Source organism: Streptomyces sp. NPDC058279, assembly GCF_042881255.1.
Lineage (GTDB): Bacteria > Actinomycetota > Actinomycetes > Streptomycetales > Streptomycetaceae > Streptomyces.
On sequence record NZ_JBHVYA010000012.1, the window covers coordinates 19,108 to 36,970 of the forward strand.

Here is a 17,863-nt window from a genome sequence, read left to right on the forward strand (position 1 = left end):
GCTTCCTCACGAACCCTGCGGCTGACGGGCGGAGTTGGTGTCCAGCCGCGGGCCCTTGGAGAGAAACTCCGACCACGCGATGGGCACCATGGCGGGGGTGACCGCGCCGTAGCCGAGCCGGATCTGGGCCTGGCTCGCCTCGGGCCGGCCGTCGCCCGCGCCCGGCTCCTTCGGACCGCCCGCACCGATCTTGGACTGTTCGGCGTCGCTGTCTCCGTTGGCCTGGACGGCGTAGCGCAGGCCGGTGTCGGTGACGAGGAACAGGGAACCGCCGGCGGTGGTCTGCCGGCCCTGGACCTGGGTGTACAGCAGTCCCGAGCCGGGGGTGACGTACGCGCCGGTGCCGCTGGCGGCGATGTCGACGGGGAAGCCGGTGCCGGCCCAGGTGCTGAGCGTCGGGTTGCCCTGCCCGTCGACGGAGCGCAGCACCGCGCAGACCGTGTCGCGCAGGGCGGTGCCCGGTGGCGAGCCGGGGGCCGCGGCGACCCGGTTGACCTGCGAACCCTTGCGCTGGGGCCACTTGGCGTCGTTCTTGAACGGGGTGGCGTCCGGGTTGAGGGACTGGAGGTCCACCTCGCGGGCCTTGCCGTGCATGTTGAGGCTGTCGGTCGCGGGCGCCGAGATCAGCAGCCAGGCCACGAACTCCGAGACGGGCGCGACCCGGTCGGGCAGCACGACGTAGTGCTGCGTGCCGGAGCCGGTCTGGGCGGTCAGCACCATGCCGACCTTGCTGTCGGCGGTGCCCAGGCCCTGGACGTTGGCCTTCTCGCCCGCCTTGCCGGGCAGTTGCGGGAAGGCCAGGTCGTCGCCGGGGGTGAGGGTGGCCAGCCACTGTTCGGTGACCGGTTGGGGGGTGGCGCCGGCGCCGACCAGGGCCATGGTGAGCGTTCCCGCGTCGGCGGTGCCCTCGGGGAACCGGTACTTCGTCCCGGCCGCGTCGACGAGGTAACGCTCCTTGGCGCCACCGGTGTTCTGCACGTACAGCAACTGCGTGTCGGTGGTCTTGCGGCCGTCGTCCAGCAGCTTCGCCTCCCGGTCGGCGAGGACGAAGGCGGCGGTCTGCACGCCCTTGCCGTTGCCGCCGGGCTGCTGGCAGACGGCCCAGCGCTTGGCCTTGCCGGCGTCGGCCGGGGCGGGCAGCCGGTCGGGCGCGTAGGGAATGCCGATGATCGGGCCCCGCGGCGGCTTGCCCGCGTCCAGGATCTTGTCGTCGATCTGGAGGACCTTGAACTTCGCCGGATCCAGCAGCAGTCGGGCGGAGGCCAGGTTCAGCACGGGGTGCAGCCGGGTCTGGTCCTTGCCGTTGACCTTGGTGGTCAGGACCACGTAGCGGGTCGTCGACTGCTTGCCGACGATGACCTGCGTGCCGGGCTCGTCCCAGCCCTTGGGAGCCTGTGGTTTGAACATCCCCCAGGCGCCGAAGCCCGCGACCACGAGCGCGCCGACCACCAGACCGGGGACCACGGCGCGCAGGGGACGGGGCGCGCCTTCCTCGGTGCCGGTGGCGGAGGGCTGGAGGAACGCTGCCACCGTGCGCCGCTTCGCGAAGGTGTACGCGTTGAGCTCATCACGTCGTGATGCCATGACCGCCTGATTCTCGCCGCACGGCCCGGTAGCGGACACCGGTCCCCGGGCCTCGATGATCGGACCGGGGACCTACTATGCCTCTTGACGGACGGTACGCAGGGGGCGGGTAGGCTCAGTCGGCCGCCAAGCGGCCCGTGGACCGGGGCGGTCGGGGCCCGTCGGGGCGGATTCGGAAGACTTCGGGGGTGCGGCGGCGACCGCCGCGCAGGAGCGTACGGGGCCCGCCCCCGGGATGGGGAGGTACGCGAGTGACGGCCACCGCGACGGAGCCACGGACGACCTCGGCCACACCCCCGGCGGGCGCCGGGGTGACACCGCATCCGCGGTCGGGGCCGGGCCGGTTCGGCCCGTTCCGACTGCAACAGCTGGTGCTCCTCCAGATCGCGGCCGCGGCCCTGCTGGTGGCGTGGGTGGTGGAACCGCTGCTGCTGGTGCCCGCCGGGGTGTTGGCCCTGGTCCTGGTGCCGCTCGCGCTCGTCCGCCGCCACCAGCGCTCGCTGCCCGAGTGGATCGGGGGCGCGCTCGCGCTGCGCGCCCGGCGGCGCCGGGCCGCCTCCCGCCCGGTGCCGGCCGGCGTGGAGCCGGGGCTGGCGCCGCTGGTCGAGGCCGAACCCGCGCTGCGCACACTGACGTTCGGCGACCGTGACCGGCGGCCGGTGGGGATGGTCGGCGACGGCACGTTCCTGACGGCCGTGGTCCAGGTCGACATGGACGCCACCGCGCTGCGGCCGGACCGGGGGGCACGCCCGCTGCCGCTCGGCCTCGTACGGGACGTGCTGGAAGTGGACGGGATCCGGTTGGAGTCCGCCCAGTTGGTGCAGCACACCCAGCCGGCGCCGGCGCCGCACCTGCCGCCGCAGGCGATGGCCACCCGCAACTACGCGCCGCTACAGGCCAGTACGGGCGCTCCGGCGGTACGGCTGACCTGGATCGCGCTCAAGCTGGACCCGGAACTGTGCCCGGAGGCGGTCACCGCGCGCGGGGGCGGGCTGGGCGGCGCCCAGCGGTGTCTGGTGCGGATCGCGGACCAACTGGCGAGCCGGCTGACCGGTGCCGGTTTCCGGGCCGTGGTGCTCACCGAGCAGGAACTGACGGGCGCGCTGGCGACCTCCTCCTGTGCGAACCCGAGGGCGATCACCCAGGCCGGCCGGGCCGCGGGCAGCGGTCGGCGCACGGAGGAGACGGCGCGGACCTGGCGTTGCGACGACCGGCGGCACACCACGTACTGGATCGGCCGCTGGCCGCAGTTGGGCGGCGCGGGAGCGGCGTTGCCGCAGTTCGTGGCGTTGCTGACGTCGCTGCCCGCACTCGCGACGAACTTCAGCCTGACGATGGCGCCGGCCGAGCGCCAGGGCGTGACGCTGACCGGGCACGTACGGGTGACCGGACGCAGCGACGAGGAACTGGTCGCCGCCCGCCGTGAACTGGAGCGGACGGCTCGGGGTGTGAAGACCGGACTCGTCCGGCTCGACCGTGAACAGGTGCCGGGCCTGCTGGCCTCGCTGCCGCTGGGAGGAGCGCGATGAGGGGCGGTTTCGGGCTGATCGGGCCGCGCCGCGAACGACACGTCGTCCCGGCTGCCGACCTGGACGCGCTGGCCCTGCCCGTCGCCGACGACGGGGTCGTCATCGGGGTGGACGCCGAGGGCCGTCCGGCGGTGCTGGGCGTCAACCGGCCCACGCCGTACGAGGTGACGCTGATCGGCGGCCTGTGGACGGCGCAGGTGCTGGCGCTGCGGGCGGCGGCCACGGGGGCCCGGGTCGCGGTGGAGACGGGGCGCGGACAGGTGTGGTCCGGGCTGGCCCAGGCGGCGGGCGGCGGCCAGCAGTGCGTCACCCTGCACGACGTCGGGCGGGTGCCACCGCAGGGCGCGTCGGCGGGCAGCCCGGTGCTGGTGGTGCGGGACTGCGGGATGCGGCCGCCGCGCGGGCGGGTGGTGGCGGGGCCGTGGCAGTCGGTGCTGACCCTGCTGCCGTACCTGAGCCCGGCGGCGCCCCGGTTGATGGGCAACGCGTCGCTGGTGGGGGTGCAGCGGGTGTCCCCCGACGAGGCCGCGCAGATCGGCCGGCTGATGCACCTGCCGCGGGCGGCGGTGGAGTCGCTGCCGACGCTGGGGGACGGGGTGACGCTGTGGTGCACGCCGCGGGACCGGAAGTTCGTCATGACACAGGGCACGGAGACGGAGACGGGGCTGCTGGGCCCGGCACGACGGATCGACTGAGGGGTCGGCGGACGGACCGGCTGACGGGACGGCTTACGGGGCGGGCGAGGCGGTGTCCCGGGGGGTGCGAGTCGGGGCACGGGGGCGAGCGGGGCGGCGGCACGCGATTAGGCTGGGCGTGGGCGCGGCGTCGAGGTGGGCGCCTGACCGTTGTTCGACAGACCAGGAGGACTCAGTGAGCGGCGATCGGAACGAGAGGCGCGGCGGGACGTGGGACGTCCCGACGGACGATCAGTCCGATGCGGAGCCCGAGGTGACGGGCGAGTTCACCATCGACTACACCCCTCCGGCCTGGTACACGCAGGGTGCGGCGCAGGCACCTGCCGCGTCCGTGCCGGGGCTGCCGGAGGGCAGCGGCTTCGAACCGCACCGTCCGTCGGACGTGACGTCGCCTCCCACGATGCGGATCGCTCCCCCGGCACCGCGCACGCCGTCGGCGGACGCGGTGGTCCCGCCGCCGGTGTTCACCGCCGCTCCCCCGGCGGCCCCGACCCCCGTCGCCGCGGCGGAACCGGCGCCGGTGACGGCTCCGGAACCGGTGGCCGCCCCGCTGCCGACCCCCGTGGCGAACCCGGAACCGGCGCCGGCGCCCGTGGTGGCCGAGGCCCCGGTCGACGCGGCCCCGGTCGTCCCCGCCCCCGCGGAGCCGGCCCCGGTGCACGCGGCTCCCGTGGAGACCCCGCCGCAGGCGACGGCCCCGGTCCCGGCCGACGCGCCGACGCCCGCTCCGGCTCCGGCCGACGCGGTCCCGGCTCCGGTAGACGCGGTCCCGGCTCCGGTAGACGCGGTCCCCACTCCGGCTCCGGCCCTGGTCGACGCGGTGCCGCCCGCGCAGCCGTACCGCACCGCCACACCGCCCGAGGGCACTCCCGTACCCCCTTCCCCGTACACGGCGACCCCGCCCGGGCCCTACGCACCGCCCGCGGCCCCGGCGGAGCCCGTCGAGCCCGCCCCGCAGCCCCCGTTCGGGGGACCGGGCGGTGAACTGCCCCCGCTGCCGCCCGCGTACCAGGGCGCGCAGGGTTACGGTTTCCCGCCCCCGGCGCCGACCCCGGTCCAGGCCCCGGTTCCCGCCCCCGCGCAGCCGCAGCCGCAAGCCCAGCCCCAGCAGCAGCACGACCCGCGCGCCGGCGGCCAGTGGCCGCAGCCCCCGTACCAGGCCGGCCCGGCCACCGCCGGGGCGCCGCTCGGCTACACCGCCGCCGTCGAGCTGTCCTCCGACCGCCTGCTGCGCGCCAAGCAGAAGCCCAAGCCCACCCGTTCCGGCTTCCGCTTCGGCGGCAAGGCCGCCGAGGCCGAGCGCCTGCGCAAGCTCGAACTCATCCGCACCCCGGTCATGTCCTGCTACCGCATCGCCGTGATCAGCCTCAAGGGCGGCGTCGGCAAGACGACCACGACCACCGCCCTCGGCGCGACGCTCGCCACCGAGCGCCAGGACAAGATCCTGGCCATCGACGCCAACCCCGACGCGGGCACCCTCGGCCGGCGCGTGCGCCGCGAGACCGGGGCGACCATCCGCGACCTCGTCCAGGCGATCCCGTACCTCAACTCGTACATGGACATCCGGCGGTTCACCTCGCAGGCGCCGTCGGGCCTGGAGATCATCGCCAACGACGTGGACCCGGCCGTCTCGACCACGTTCAACGACGAGGACTACCGCCGGGCCATCGAGACGTTGGGCCGCCAGTACCCGATCATCCTCACGGACTCGGGCACCGGTCTGCTCTACTCCGCCATGCGCGGTGTCCTCGACCTGGCCGATCAGCTGATCATCATCTCGACCCCGTCCGTGGACGGCGCGAGCAGCGCCAGCACCACTCTGGACTGGCTGTCCGCGCACGGCTACGGCGATCTCGTCGCACGCTCGCTCACCGTCATCTCGGGGGTCCGCGAGACCAGCAAGATGATCAAGATCGAGGACATCGTGCAGCACTTCGAGACCCGCTGCCGCGGCGTCGTCGTGGTGCCCTTCGACGAGCACCTCGCGGCGGGCGCCGAAGTGGACCTCGACCTGATGCGGCCCAAGACGCGCGAGGCCTACTTCAACCTCTCCGCCCTGGTCGCCGAGGACTTCATCCGGGCCCAGCAGCAGGCCCCGCAGGGCCACTGGGGAGCGCCGCAGCAGGGCGGGCAGCCCGGTGTCCCCCAACCGCAGCCCGCATACCAGCAGCCCATGCCCCAGGCTCCCCAGCCCTACGGCGGCGGGCCGTACCCGCAGCCCGGTGGACCCTGGCAGCAGCCCCAGCCACCGCACCCCGGTCAGCACCCGCAGCCCCAGCAGCCCCAGACCGGTCAGCCGCCGCGCGACCCCCGGCTCGGCTGACCCGGCCGCCGCCGGCGACGCACGAGGGCCCGTACCACCCCTGGAACCACCGGGGAGGTACGGGCCCTTCGCGTCGTCCGGGGACGACGCCGCTCAGCGCTGGGTGTCGTACGTCTCGACGAGGACGCGGGACCGCTTCACGTCGTCCGCGATGGCTTCCAGCAGCCCGTCCAGGGACTCGAACTTCGCCATGCCCCGCACGTAGGCGAGGAAGTCGACGGCCACGTGCATGCCGTAGAGGTCCAGCCCGAAGCGGTCGATCGCGTACGCCTCCACGGTCCGCTCGGTGGCGTCGAACTGCACGTTCGTGCCCACCGAGATCGCCGCCGGCATCCGCTCGCCGTCCGCCGTCAGCCAGCCCGCGTACACCCCGTCGGCCGGGATCGCGGTGTGCGGCTGCGTCTCGACGTTGGCCGTCGGGTAGCCCAGCTCGCGTCCGCGCTGCGCCCCGCGCACCACGACGCCCTCCACCCGGTGCGGGCGGCCGAGGATCTCCGCGACGCCCTCCATGTCGCCCTCGGCGACGAGCTTGCGCGCCAGCGTCGACGAGAACGGCACACCGCCGCCCGCCTCTCCCCGCACGACCAGGTCCACGACCTCGACCTCGTAGTCGTACGTGGTGCCCAGTTCGCGCAGGAAGTCGACGTTCCCGGCGGCCTTGTGACCGAAGCGGAAGTTCGGTCCCTCGATGACGGCCCGCGCGTGCAGCTTGTCGACGAGCACCTTCACGATGAAGTCGGCCGGCGACAGCTGCGAGAACTCCGCCGTGAACGGCAGGATCAGCAGCGCGTCGACGCCGAGGCGCGCCATCAGCTCGGCCCGGCGCTCGTAGGTCGCCAGGATCGGCGGGTGGCTGCCGGGGCGCACGACCTCGCTCGGGTGCGGGCTGAACGTCACGACCACCGAGGGCACGCCGAGTTCGCGGGCCTTGGCCACGGCCCGTCCGATGATCAGCTGATGGCCGCGGTGCACTCCGTCGTAGGAGCCGATGGTGACGACGCTGCGTCCCCAGTCATCGGGGATGTCCTCCAAGCCACGCCAGCGCTGCACTGAGACCGCTCCTCGCCCGAACCCGTGGGTAGACCCGTACCGATTGCCGATTGCAGGTCTAAGACTGCCATGCCGTCCGCCGCGGCCCCGCATCGGCGTCGGGCCGGCCCCGTCCCGCCTCAGGTGATGTCCGGGGCTCCCCGACCCAGCGTCTCGACCGTGCGCCGGGCGCCCGGCCCGAGCAGCGCGGCGGCCTCCGCCCTGGCCTCCCCGAGCCAGCGCGCGGTCACCGCGCCGAATTCGGGGTCGGTGCGCGACAGCTCCACCGTCCGCCGCTCGAAGACGGCGGGGCCGCCGGGGAGCCGCAGCAGTTGCCGCCCGGTGCGCCGCAACAGGTCGCGGGTGCGCTGGTGGGGGCGGCCGGCGGCGCCGGCGGCGACGGCGCCGAGGAAGGCGTCCAGGACCGCCGGGTCGGTCTCCTCGCGCAGCAGTACGTCGGCCAGCTCGCCCCGCAGGGGATACGAGGGCTCCCCGCCGGGCGCGGCCAGCACCGCGGCCAGGGCGGCCCGCACCGGCACCGGCGCCGACCTCAACAGGTCCAGGACGAGGGGACGCAGGACGGGTTCGGCCGCCGGGCCCTGCTCCAGGCGCCGGTCCACGAACGCGGCGGCGTGCGGGGCGTCCTCGGGGCACCGGGCCAGGTGCTCGCGTACGAGGTCGCCCGCGCGGCGGGCCAGCCCCGGGGTGGTGAGCGTCGCCAGGGCGCGCACCACCTCCCCGTCGGCCCGGGCCCGCAGGGCGTCGAACACCGCGTCCGGCTCCGGCAGCACCGGCAGGGCCGCCACCAGCGCCTCGGCGGGCAGCCGGGCGCCGCATCGGGGGTCGCGGAAGCAGGCCAGGGCGTCGGGGAGGTAGCGGGCGCGCGCCTGGGGGTCGCGGAGCAGCGTGGCGAGGGCGCCGCCGTGCAGGGTGGCGTCGGCCGGTCGGGCGAGCAGCGCCTGGGCGGCGTGGCGCAGCAGTTCCCGGTCGGCGGGGGTGCGCACGTGGGGGGCGGTGGCCTGCCCGTAGGCGGCGGCCGCGACCCGGCGTCCGGGCCGCTCGTCGTGGGCCCAGCGGTGGACGGCCCGGCACAGGGCCGAGGGCTCGTCCTCGGCGAGTACGGCGAGCAGTTCGTCGGCGCGGGGGTGGGCGGCGGTGACGAGCGCCTCGACGAGATCGTCCACGGCGAGGCGTCGGTGGGTGTGCAGCAGGGCCTGGGCGGCGGTGGCGACGGTCGCGCCGGGCCGGCCGCGCAGTCGGCGCTCGTCGTCGAACCAGGCGCGGAGCAGGAGCTGGACGTACCGGGGGTCGCGGGCGAGGCGACGGCCGACGGCTTCGAGGTAGCGGTGGTCCCGGGGCAGCAGTCGACGCAGCAGGTCCAGTCGGTCGGGCTCGGGGAGGCGGAGCCGGTTCCAGAAGCGGCCGCCGAAGTCACCGGTGCCCGGCGCGCCGCTCCCCCGACCTGCCAGGTGTTCGACGAGGGCGTGCAGGACCGACAGGTACGGGGTGGCGTCGGGTGCCCGCAGCAGGGTCTCGCGCAGCAGCCGGCCGGCCCACCACGCGCGGTCCGCCTCCGGGGTGCCGGCGTCGGTCGGCGCCTGCGCGAAGGCGTCCAGGGCCGCCACCAGCCCGCGCAGCGCCCGGTGTGCCTGGTCGGGCGGGAGGCGTCGCAGGGCCTCCAGGACGGGGCCGATGCGGTGGCGGGGCACGGGTGGGCCGGTGGTGGCCGGCCCCCGGTGTACCAGGGCCTCCAGCGCGGTCGGTACGTCGAGGTGGCCGGCCTGGAGCCAGTCGGACAGTTCCTCGTGGGCGAAGCGGTAACCGGGCCCGGCGGGCACCAGCAGCCCCTCGGTGAGGACGGCGGACGCCCAGCCGGTGCGCCAGGGGAACAGTTCCTCGAAGGCGGCCCGGTCCAGCCGACCCCGGCCCGGTCCCAGGCAGCGCCGGGCGGCCTCGTGGACCCGGCCGGCCACGCGTGCGGCCAGCCGGCGCACGCCGGGCGAGTGCACCCTCGGCCCCTGCACCCCGGGGCCGTGCGTCCCGGCGCCCGGGGCGGCGGGGTTCCGGGCATCGGCGACGGAGCCGGCGATGCGCACGGCCACCCGCAGCGCGAGGAGGTCCAGGTGGGCGGCGAACACCTCGTCCCGGCCCGGACGGCCTTCGGTGACCCCCGCGGCCCGTACGCCCGCCAGCAGCCGCAGCGTCACGGGGTGCCGGGCGTCGCACTCCCGGACGGCGTCGTCGGGAATGCCGAGGCGGGTCCGCAGGGCGGCGGCCTCGGCCGGGGTCAGGTCGCCGACGGGCAGCGCGGGCGGCAGCCGCCGGGCGGGCCGCGCGGGGCTGTGCAGCGCCTCGGGCGGGTAGAGGGCGCCGGCCGCTTCCCAGTGCTCGGGTCGGGCGGCGATCACCAGCCGGGCCCCGGTGCCGCCGAGCCAGCGTGCGGTGGCCGCGGTCCACGGCGCGAGGCGCCGGGCGAGCGCCGGCGGCATCTCCTCGGGGGTGTCGAGCACCACCAGCAGCGGCCGACCGGCGCCGGCGGCGAGCCGCGCGACCTCGGCCCCGATGTCGGCGCGCCCCGGCGGTTCGGCAACCCCGCCGGTGGCGGACGGGCCGGACGGTTTGGAGGACCCGGGTGGTTCGGGCGGCTCGGGCACTTCAGGCGGCTCGGGCCGTCCCCCTGGTGCGAAGGCGCCGGGCGAAGTCGCCGGGGAGCGTTCGCCCGCCGCCGCGATCCGGCCGGCGGCGGCCAGCGCCCGGTCCACGGCGTCGGCCAGCGACCCGTCCCCGTCGCGCAGTTCCGCCCCCCGCAGCCACAGCGTCGGCGCGGGGCGCTCCCCGCGCGCCCGGGCGGCGGCCAAGGCGGCGAGCGCGGTGGTACGGCCGGTGCCCGGATCGCCGACCACCCCGAGGACGGGCCGGCCGCCGGCGGTGAAGGCGTCGAGTTCGGCGGCGATGCGGGGTCGGACGACGGGCTCCGGCTCGTCCTGCTCCGGCCCCGGTCCGGGCCCCCGGTTCAGCACCGGCCCGAGCGTGATCGCGGTGAGTTCCAAGGCGCCCGCGAGGTTCAGTTCCGGCCCGTATCCCGGCACGGTGGCGGCGTTGCGTTCCAGCAGCGCCCGCAGCGGGCCGTCGGGGTCCGCCTCGGCCGCCGCGCGCAACGGCACGGCGAAGGCGCCCGAGCGGTGCTCCGACCGCAGAGCGGTGCCCAGGACCGCGAGCACCGCTCCGGTCACGGCGTCGAGGACGGGAGCCCCACAGGCTTCCCCGCCGGCCTCCAGGGCGACCCGGCCGTCCGTGCCGATGGCCAGCTCGACCGCGGCGGGCAGCGCGTGGCACCGCTCCCCCGTCCGGTACGCGACCTCCGCCCCGGCCGCGAGCACCCGCGCCTGGCGCCGGCCCCGCGCGAGCAGCCGTACGTAGGTACCGGGCTCGATCACCGTGCGCCGGGCCACGGGCAGCGGCGCCGCCCCGAGGCCGTCGGTCCGGACGAGGGCCAGAGCCAACCCCGGCAGGGCCGTCACATCGGCCGCGCCGACGACCCACGTCCGGGCCCCGGGCCCGTGCACCACCAGCCGGTCCATGCCGTCGACGGCCTCGTGTCCGGTGATCACCGTCCCGCGGTCGTCGGCCACGAAGCCGCTGCCCCGCACCCGCCCGGCGAGATCGCAGATCCTGACGAGCTCCGCCACTGCCGCACCACTCCCCGCCGTTCCGTGCTCATGACGGTAGGCGGATGAAGATCAGCGCGAAAAGCACACGAGGCGAAAGCGCCCCCTTGTGCTCCCTCCATTCACTCCGAGCGCCTGCTCGGACGGGTGAATAGCGGGCCTCGGGTGGATAAACACCTACCCGAGGGGGGTCGTGGAGCGGTGAGCAGCAGTCGGTGTGCGCTCACCGCTCCACGTCAACGAAGGACCAGTGACAACGTCGACCAGGGACGAGACGAGAGCCGAACGGAAGCGATCGGCGGCGGTCAGACGAAGACCGCGAGCGACTTCGCCTTCCCGCCCTTGTTCTCGACCAGTCCGAGCAGTTGCCCCTGCGGACCGAACACCGCGACCGTCCGCCCCTCGGCGTACTCGTCCGGCATGTCGATGCGCACGCCGTTGGCGAGCAGCGCGGCCCGCCGGGCGTCCAGGTCCCAGCGCGCGAACGCCGCGGCGGCCGCCTCGCCGATCGGCATGACCGTCAGCTCCTCCTGGAGCTGGTCGAGCGTCCGCGCCCGGTCGAGCTTGTACGGGCCCACCCGCGTGCGCCGCAGCGCGGTGAGGTGGCCGCCGACGCCGAGGTCGGCGCCCAGGTCACGGGCGAGGGCGCGGATGTACGTACCGCTGGAGCAGACGACGGAGACGACGAGGTCGATGACCTTCGTGCCGTCCTCGGCTTCCGCGTCGCGCATGTCGTAGACCCGGAACGACGAGATGGTCACCGGCCGGGCCGGGATCTCGAAGTCCTCGCCGTCCCGCGCGCGCTTGTAGGAGCGCACGCCCTTGATCTTGATGGCGCTGACCTTGGACGGCACCTGCATGATCTCGCCGGACAGCTTGGCGATGCCCGCGTCGACGGCCTCGCGGGTCACCCGGGAGGCGTCCGCGGAGGAGGTGATCTCGCCCTCGGCGTCGTCCGTGAGGGTGTTCTGCCCGAGCCGGATGGTGCCGAGGTACTCCTTCTCGGTCAGCGCGAGGTGACCGAGCAGCTTGGTCGCCTTCTCGACGCCCAGGACGAGTACGCCCGTCGCCATCGGGTCCAGCGTGCCGGCGTGGCCGACGCGGCGGGTCTTGGCGATCCCGCGCATCTTGGCGACCACGTCGTGCGAAGTGAAACCGGACGGCTTGTCGACGACGATCAAACCGTCCGGAGTCTTCCCTGCTTCGGTGCTCATTCCGCCGCTGCGTCCTCGTCGTCCTCGCCCGGCTTCTTGTACGGGTCGGCGTCACCGGCGTAGGTGGCGCCGGAGGACGCCTCGCGCACCTCGGCGTCGGAGGCGCGCACCTTGTCGAGGAGGTCCTCGATGGTCTTGGCGTTCTCCGGGAGGGCGTCCGCGACGAAGGTCAGGGTGGGCGTGAACTTGGTTCCCGCCGCCCGGCCGACCGCGGAGCGCAGTACGCCCTTGGCGCTTTCCAGGCCCGCTGCCGCGCTGGCCCGGTCCTCGTCGTCGCCGTAGACCGTGTAGAAGACCGTGGCCTCCCGCAGGTCGCCGGTGACGCGGGTGTCCGTGATGGTCACGTGCGTACCCAGGCGCGGGTCCTTGACACCACGCTGCAGCTTCTCGGCCACCACCTCCCGGATGAGGTCCGCCAGCTTCTTCGCCCGCGCATTGTCGGCCACTGGTCCGTCTCCTTCTTTCTTGCAGACAAGCAATCAGTCTTCATCACCGTGCAGCCGCCGTCTCGCCGACAGCAGCTCCACTTCCGGACGCGCCGCGACCAGCCGCTCACAGCGGTCGAGTACGTCCGACACGAACCCCGCGTCCCCGCTCACCAGCGCGACCCCGATCCGGGCCCTGCGGTGCAGATCCTGGTCGCCCACCTCGGCCGCGCTCACGGAGAACTTGCGTTGGAGCTCGGCGACGATGGGCCGGACGACGGAGCGTTTCTCCTTGAGCGAGTGGACGTCGCCGAGGAGCAGATCGAAGGACAGAGTCCCCACGTACATGCGGTTCCGGATATCCCGCCGGTGCGGGTTCGGTGGCCTGCCTGGCCGTCGCCCGGCAGGGTCACCTGAACCGTACACGCAACGGCCGGGGCCGATCGACGGATATTCCGCCGACCGGCCCCGGTGGTGCTCGTACGACCAACGGCCGTACGAGCCTTACGACACGGTGCGAACCGCCTCGCGCTTACGCGCGGGGCTTCTCGCGCATCTCGTACGTCGCGATGACGTCGTCGATCTTGATGTCGTTGAAGGAACCGAGGTTGATACCGCCCTCGAAGCCTTCGCGGATCTCGGTGACGTCGTCCTTGAAGCGGCGCAGACCGGAGATGGTGAGGTTCTCGGCGATGACCTTGCCATCGCGCAGGAGCCGCGCCTTGGTGTTGCGCTTGACCTCGCCGGAGCGGATGAGGACACCGGCGATGTTGCCCAGCTTGGACGAGCGGAAGATCTCGCGGACCTCCGCCGTACCGAGCTCGACCTCTTCGTACTCGGGCTTGAGGAGACCCTTGAGGGCCGCCTCGATCTCCTCGATGGCCTGGTAGATCACCGAGTAGTAGCGGACGTCGACACCCTCGCGGTCCGCCATCTGCGCGGCACGACCGGCCGCACGGACGTTGTAACCGATGACGATGGCGTCGGAGCCCATCGCCAGGGCGATGTCGGACTCGGTGACCGCACCCACACCGCGGTGCAGGACGCGGATGTCGACCTCTTCGCCGACGTCGAGCTGGAGCAGCGAGGACTCGAGGGCCTCGACCGCACCGGACGCGTCGCCCTTGATGATGAGGTTGAGTTCCTGGACCAGACCGGCCTTGAGGACCGAGTCGAGGTCTTCCAGGGACACCCGGCGGACGCGCTTGGCGAAGTTGGCGTTGCGCTCACGCGCAGCACGCTTCTCGGCGATCTGACGGGCGGTGCGGTCCTCGTCGACGACGAGGAAGTTGTCGCCGGCGCCGGGGACGTTGGTGAGACCCAGGACCAGGACGGGGGTCGACGGACCCGCTTCCTCGACGTTGTTGCCCTTGTCGTCGAGCATGGCGCGCACCCGGCCGTAGGCGTCGCCCACGACCATCGTGTCGCCGACGCGGAGGGTACCGCGCTGGACGAGGACGGTGGCGACGGCACCGCGGCCGCGGTCGAGGTGGGACTCGATCGCAATACCCTGAGCGTCCTGCTCCGGGTTGGCGCGCAGGTCGAGCGAGGCGTCGGCGGTGAGGACGACGGCCTCCAGCAGGGAGTCGATGTGCAGACCCTGCTTGGCGGAGATGTCGACGAACATCGTGTCGCCGCCGTACTCCTCGGCGACCAGACCGAACTCGGTGAGCTGACCGCGCACCTTGACCGGGTCGGCACCCTCGACGTCGATCTTGTTGACCGCGACGACGATCGGGACGCCGGCGGCCTTGGCGTGGTTGAGCGCCTCGATCGTCTGCGGCATGACGCCGTCGTTGGCCGCGACCACGAGGATCGCGATGTCGGTCGACTTGGCACCACGGGCACGCATGGCGGTGAACGCCTCGTGACCCGGGGTGTCGATGAAGGTGATCTTGCGCTCTTCACCGTTGACCTCGGTACCGACCTGGTAGGCACCGATGTGCTGGGTGATGCCGCCGGCCTCGCCCGCCACGACGTTCGTCTTGCGGATGGCGTCGAGCAGTCGGGTCTTACCGTGGTCGACGTGACCCATGACGGTGACGACCGGGGGACGCGGCATGAGGTATTCCTCGCCGCCCTCGTCCTCGCCGAACTCGATGTCGAAGGTCTCGAGGAGCTCGCGGTCCTCCTCCTCCGGGCTGACGATCTGAACCTGGTAGTTCATCTCGCCCGCGAGGAGCTGGAGGGTCTCGTCGGACACGGACTGCGTGGCCGTGACCATCTCGCCGAGGTTCATCATCACGGCGACGAGCGACGCCGGGTTGGCGTTGATCTTCTCCGCGAAGTCGGTGAGGGACGCACCGCGCGACAGGCGAACGGTCTCGCCGTTGCCGCGGGGCAGCATCACGCCGCCGACGGACGGGGCCTGCATGGCCTCGTACTCCTGGCGCCTCTGACGCTTGGACTTGCGACCACGACGGGCCGGACCGCCGGGACGGCCGAAGGCACCCTGCGTGCCACCACGGGCACCGGGACCACCGGGACGCCCGCCGAAGCCGGGACGACCGCCGCCACCGGCACCGGCCGGACCGCCGCCGAAGCCGCCGCCACCGGGACGGGGACCGCCGAAGCCGCCACCGCCGCCGGGACGCGAGCCGGGACCGGCCGGACGGCCGGCGAAGCCGCCGCCCGCGGGACGACCGGCGCCACCGGGACGCGGACCACCCGCACCGGGACCACGGCCACCGGGGCCGCCGCCGGGACGCGGACCGGGACCACCGGCAGCGGGACGCTGCGGCATCATGCCCGGGTTGGGACGGTTACCGCCGGGAGCACCACCCGGACGCGGGGCGCCGCCCTGCGGACGGGGCATGCCACCGGGGCTGGGACGCGCGCCGCCGGGACCCTGCGGACGCGGGGCGCCGGCCGGGCCGCCCTGCGGACGCGGGGCACCCTGGCCGCCACCGGCGCCGGGGGCACCGGGACGGGGAGCGCCGGCCGGACGGGGCGCCTGCGGGCGCGCCATGCCGGTGGAGCCACCAGAGGTGAAGGGGTTGTTGCCCGGACGGGGACCGGCCGGACGGGCGCCCTGCGGACGCGGGGCACCGGCACCACCGGAGGGGCGCTGGCCCTGGCCACCGGGAGCGGTGCCGGCCGGACGCGGGGCGCCGGGACGGGCGCCGCCCTGGGGGGCCTGACCACCCTGGGCCGCCGGACGCTGCTGCGCCGGACGGGGACCGGGGGCGCCGGGACCGGCGGGACGGTCGGTACGCGCCGGGGCAGCGGCCGGAGCCGGTGCGGGCGCGGAGAACTCGGTCGCCACGGGCGCCGCCGGAGCGGGCTTCGGGGCGGCCGGGGCCTTGGGACCGGGACGCGGGCCGGGGGCGGCCGGAGTCACGGGCGCACCCGCTGCCGGGGCCTCGGCGGCGGCGGGCTTGGGGGCCGCCGGAACGCCGGGCTTGGGGGCGGCGGGACGTGCCGCGGCGGCCGGGGACGGCGCCGCGGGGGTGGGGGAACCCGCGCGGCCTGCGGCCGCGGCGGGGGAAGGCGCGGCCTTGCGGGGCGCGCCGGGCTTCGCAGCGGACTTGCCGGCGTTGCCGCCGGGCCCCTGCAGTGCATCGGTCAACTTGCGTACGACCGGCGCCTCGATCGTCGAGGACGCCGAACGGACGAACTCACCGAGTTCTTGGAGCTTGGCCATGACGACCTTGCTCTCAACTCCGAACTCCTTCGCGAGTTCGTATACCCGGACCTTAGCCACATCGCTCCTTTTAGGTCCGGGTTACGCCGGACCGTCGCTACTTCATGGGCGTACTCATCGCGTACTCATCGAGTGCTCATCGCAATCTCGACCTACTTCCAACTCGCGAGGTACCTGACCGCACGGGGTATCCGTGCCGTACTACTTCTTACGGTGTCGCCCCGGCCTCACCGGCCAGGGCTGTGCGCAGTGCCGCCGTGTCGAGTGCTCCTGCGGACCTGAAGGCCCGGGGGAACGCCCGGCGGCGGACCGCCTGGTCGAGACAGACCACGGCGGGGTGCAGGTAGGCACCCCGGCCGGGCAGCGTACCGCGTGGATCGGGGACGCATTCGTCCTCGATCGCCACGATGCGCAGCAGATCGCTCTTGGCCGCTCGCTCCCGGCACCCCACACAGGTGCGTTCGGGGCATGCGCGGGCTTGCGTCCGGCCAGACACGCCTAAGTCTACCTCCCCGTACCGACCTCACCCCTTCAGGCGAAAAATCGAACGGACGTTGTCGTGATCCATTCGGAATCCTCCGGGCGGGCCCGGAGTGCTCCCGTGTGCCGGGGACCCCGGTCCACCGGGGTCCCTGTCTACCCGCCGGTGAGCACCGGCCGGTAGTGGTTTTATTCCCCGCGCCGGTCGGCGTGCCCGCCGTCGCGGCCGTCACGGCTGTCACGGCCGTGGCTGTCGCGGCCGTCACGGCCGTCGCGGTCCGCGTCCCGGTCCGAGGGCTCCTCGGTGTCCGGACGGATGTCGATGCGCCAGCCGGTGAGCCGCGCGGCGAGGCGGGCGTTCTGGCCCTCCTTGCCGATGGCCAGCGACAGCTGGTAGTCGGGCACGGTCACCCGGGCGGAGCGGGTGTCCCAGTCGACGACGTCCACCTTGCTCACCCGAGCGGGTGACAGGGCGTTCGCGACCATCTCGGCGGGATCGTCCGACCAGTCCACGATGTCGATCTTCTCGCCGTGCAGCTCCGCCATCACGTTGCGCACGCGGCTGCCCATCGGGCCGATGCAGGCGCCCTTCGGGTTCAGGCCCGAGCGGGTGGAACGTACGGCGATCTTGGTGCGGTGACCGGCCTCACGGGCGATCGCCGAGATCTCGACGCTGCCGTCGGCGATCTCCGGGACCTCCAGCGCGAACAGCTTCTTCACCAGGTTGGGGTGGGTGCGCGACAGCGTCACCGACGGACCGCGCACGCCCTTCGCCACCCGGACGACGTACGCCTTCAGGCGCAGCCCGTGCGTGTACTCCTCGCCCGGGACCTGCTCCTGCACCGGCAGGATGGCCTCCAGCTTGCCGATGTCGACGAGGACGTTCTTCGGGTCCTTGCCCTGCTGCACCACGCCGGTGATGACGTCGCCCTCACGGCCGGCGAACTCGCCGAACGTCAGGTCGTCCTCGGCGTCGCGCAGACGCTGCAGGATCACCTGCTTGGCGGTCGTCGCCGCGATCCGGCCGAAGTCCGACGGGGTGTCGTCGAACTCCTTGGGCTCCTGCCCCTCTTCGAGGTCCCTCGGGTCTTCCGTCGCCCACACGACCACGTGACCGTTGCTGCGGTCGAGCACGACGCGGGCACGGCGGTAGCTGCCCTCGGTGCGGTGGTACGCGATGAGGAGGGCCGACTCGATCGCCTCGACGAGCAGGTCGAAGGAGATCTCCTTCTCCCTGACCAGACCCCGCAGGGCACTCATGTCGATGTCCACG

At 74.0% G+C, this 17,863-nt stretch carries 12 protein-coding genes; 3 read left to right on the forward strand and 9 right to left on the reverse strand.

Going from position 1 to position 17,863, the window contains the following annotated elements; genetic code table 11:
- Positions 1-6: 6 nt before the first annotated feature.
- Positions 7-1,584 (reverse strand): type VII secretion protein EccB, encoded by a 1,578-nt coding sequence (gene eccB / locus ACFVXJ_RS22075; protein WP_389663955.1) that lies wholly within the window; start codon positions 1,582-1,584, stop codon positions 7-9.
- A 251-nt stretch (positions 1,585-1,835) separates the two neighbouring features.
- Between eccB and eccE the strand changes: the two genes are divergently transcribed.
- From eccE to ACFVXJ_RS22090, 3 genes are all read left to right on the forward strand, one after another.
- The gene (eccE, locus tag ACFVXJ_RS22080; RefSeq protein ID WP_389663957.1) at positions 1,836-3,113 is read left to right on the forward strand and encodes a type VII secretion protein EccE; all 1,278 of its coding nucleotides are present in this window, start codon (positions 1,836-1,838) and stop codon (positions 3,111-3,113) included.
- On the forward strand, positions 3,110-3,808 hold the full coding sequence (locus ACFVXJ_RS22085; protein WP_389663959.1) for a hypothetical protein: 699 nt from the start codon (positions 3,110-3,112) through the stop codon (positions 3,806-3,808). The genes eccE and ACFVXJ_RS22085 overlap by 4 nt, the downstream gene beginning before the upstream one ends.
- A gap of 175 nt (positions 3,809-3,983) precedes the next feature.
- Entirely contained in the window at positions 3,984-6,131 is a 2,148-nt protein-coding gene (locus ACFVXJ_RS22090; protein ID WP_389663961.1) for an SCO5717 family growth-regulating ATPase, read from the forward strand.
- A gap of 93 nt (positions 6,132-6,224) precedes the next feature.
- Here the strand turns inward: ACFVXJ_RS22090 and ACFVXJ_RS22095 are convergent, their stop codons facing one another.
- From ACFVXJ_RS22095 to nusA, 8 genes are all read right to left on the reverse strand, one after another.
- Positions 6,225-7,181, reverse strand: a complete 957-nt coding sequence (locus ACFVXJ_RS22095; protein WP_389663963.1) for a bifunctional riboflavin kinase/FAD synthetase — start codon at positions 7,179-7,181, stop codon at positions 6,225-6,227.
- Positions 7,182-7,300: 119 nt separating this feature from the next.
- Complete coding sequence (locus tag ACFVXJ_RS22100) at positions 7,301-10,849, reverse strand: serine protease (RefSeq protein WP_389663965.1); 3,549 nt, start codon at positions 10,847-10,849, stop codon at positions 7,301-7,303.
- A gap of 284 nt (positions 10,850-11,133) precedes the next feature.
- Entirely contained in the window at positions 11,134-12,042 is a 909-nt protein-coding gene (gene truB / locus ACFVXJ_RS22105) for a tRNA pseudouridine(55) synthase TruB (RefSeq protein ID WP_389663967.1), read from the reverse strand.
- The gene (gene rbfA, locus ACFVXJ_RS22110; RefSeq protein WP_136213481.1) at positions 12,039-12,488 is read right to left on the reverse strand and encodes a 30S ribosome-binding factor RbfA; all 450 of its coding nucleotides are present in this window, start codon (positions 12,486-12,488) and stop codon (positions 12,039-12,041) included. Before rbfA ends, truB begins: the two co-directional genes overlap by 4 nt.
- Positions 12,489-12,521: 33 nt before the next feature.
- The gene (locus tag ACFVXJ_RS22115) at positions 12,522-12,815 is read right to left on the reverse strand and encodes a DUF503 domain-containing protein (protein ID WP_136213480.1); all 294 of its coding nucleotides are present in this window, start codon (positions 12,813-12,815) and stop codon (positions 12,522-12,524) included.
- Between the two features lie 184 nt (positions 12,816-12,999).
- Complete coding sequence (infB, locus tag ACFVXJ_RS22120; RefSeq protein ID WP_389663969.1) at positions 13,000-16,170, reverse strand: translation initiation factor IF-2; 3,171 nt, start codon at positions 16,168-16,170, stop codon at positions 13,000-13,002.
- A 148-nt stretch (positions 16,171-16,318) separates the two neighbouring features.
- Positions 16,319-16,606: a YlxR family protein gene (locus ACFVXJ_RS22125; RefSeq protein ID WP_389663970.1), complete on the reverse strand. Its 288-nt coding sequence runs from the start codon at positions 16,604-16,606 to the stop codon at positions 16,319-16,321.
- 173 nt (positions 16,607-16,779) lie between these two features.
- Positions 16,780-17,862: a transcription termination factor NusA gene (gene nusA / locus ACFVXJ_RS22130; RefSeq protein ID WP_389663972.1), complete on the reverse strand. Its 1,083-nt coding sequence runs from the start codon at positions 17,860-17,862 to the stop codon at positions 16,780-16,782.
- Position 17,863: the final 1 nt, after the last annotated feature.

Bases quoted from the DNA above. Each gene is read 5' to 3' on its own strand.
- eccB (WP_389663955.1), bottom strand. From the start codon at position 1,584: ATGGCATCACGACGTGATGAGCTCAACGCGTACACCTTCGCGAAGCGG.
- ACFVXJ_RS22085 (WP_389663959.1), top strand. From the start codon at position 3,110: ATGAGGGGCGGTTTCGGGCTGATCGGGCCGCGCCGCGAACGACACGTC.
- truB (WP_389663967.1), bottom strand. From the start codon at position 12,042: ATGAGCACCGAAGCAGGGAAGACTCCGGACGGTTTGATCGTCGTCGAC.
- ACFVXJ_RS22115 (WP_136213480.1), bottom strand. From the start codon at position 12,815: ATGTACGTGGGGACTCTGTCCTTCGATCTGCTCCTCGGCGACGTCCAC.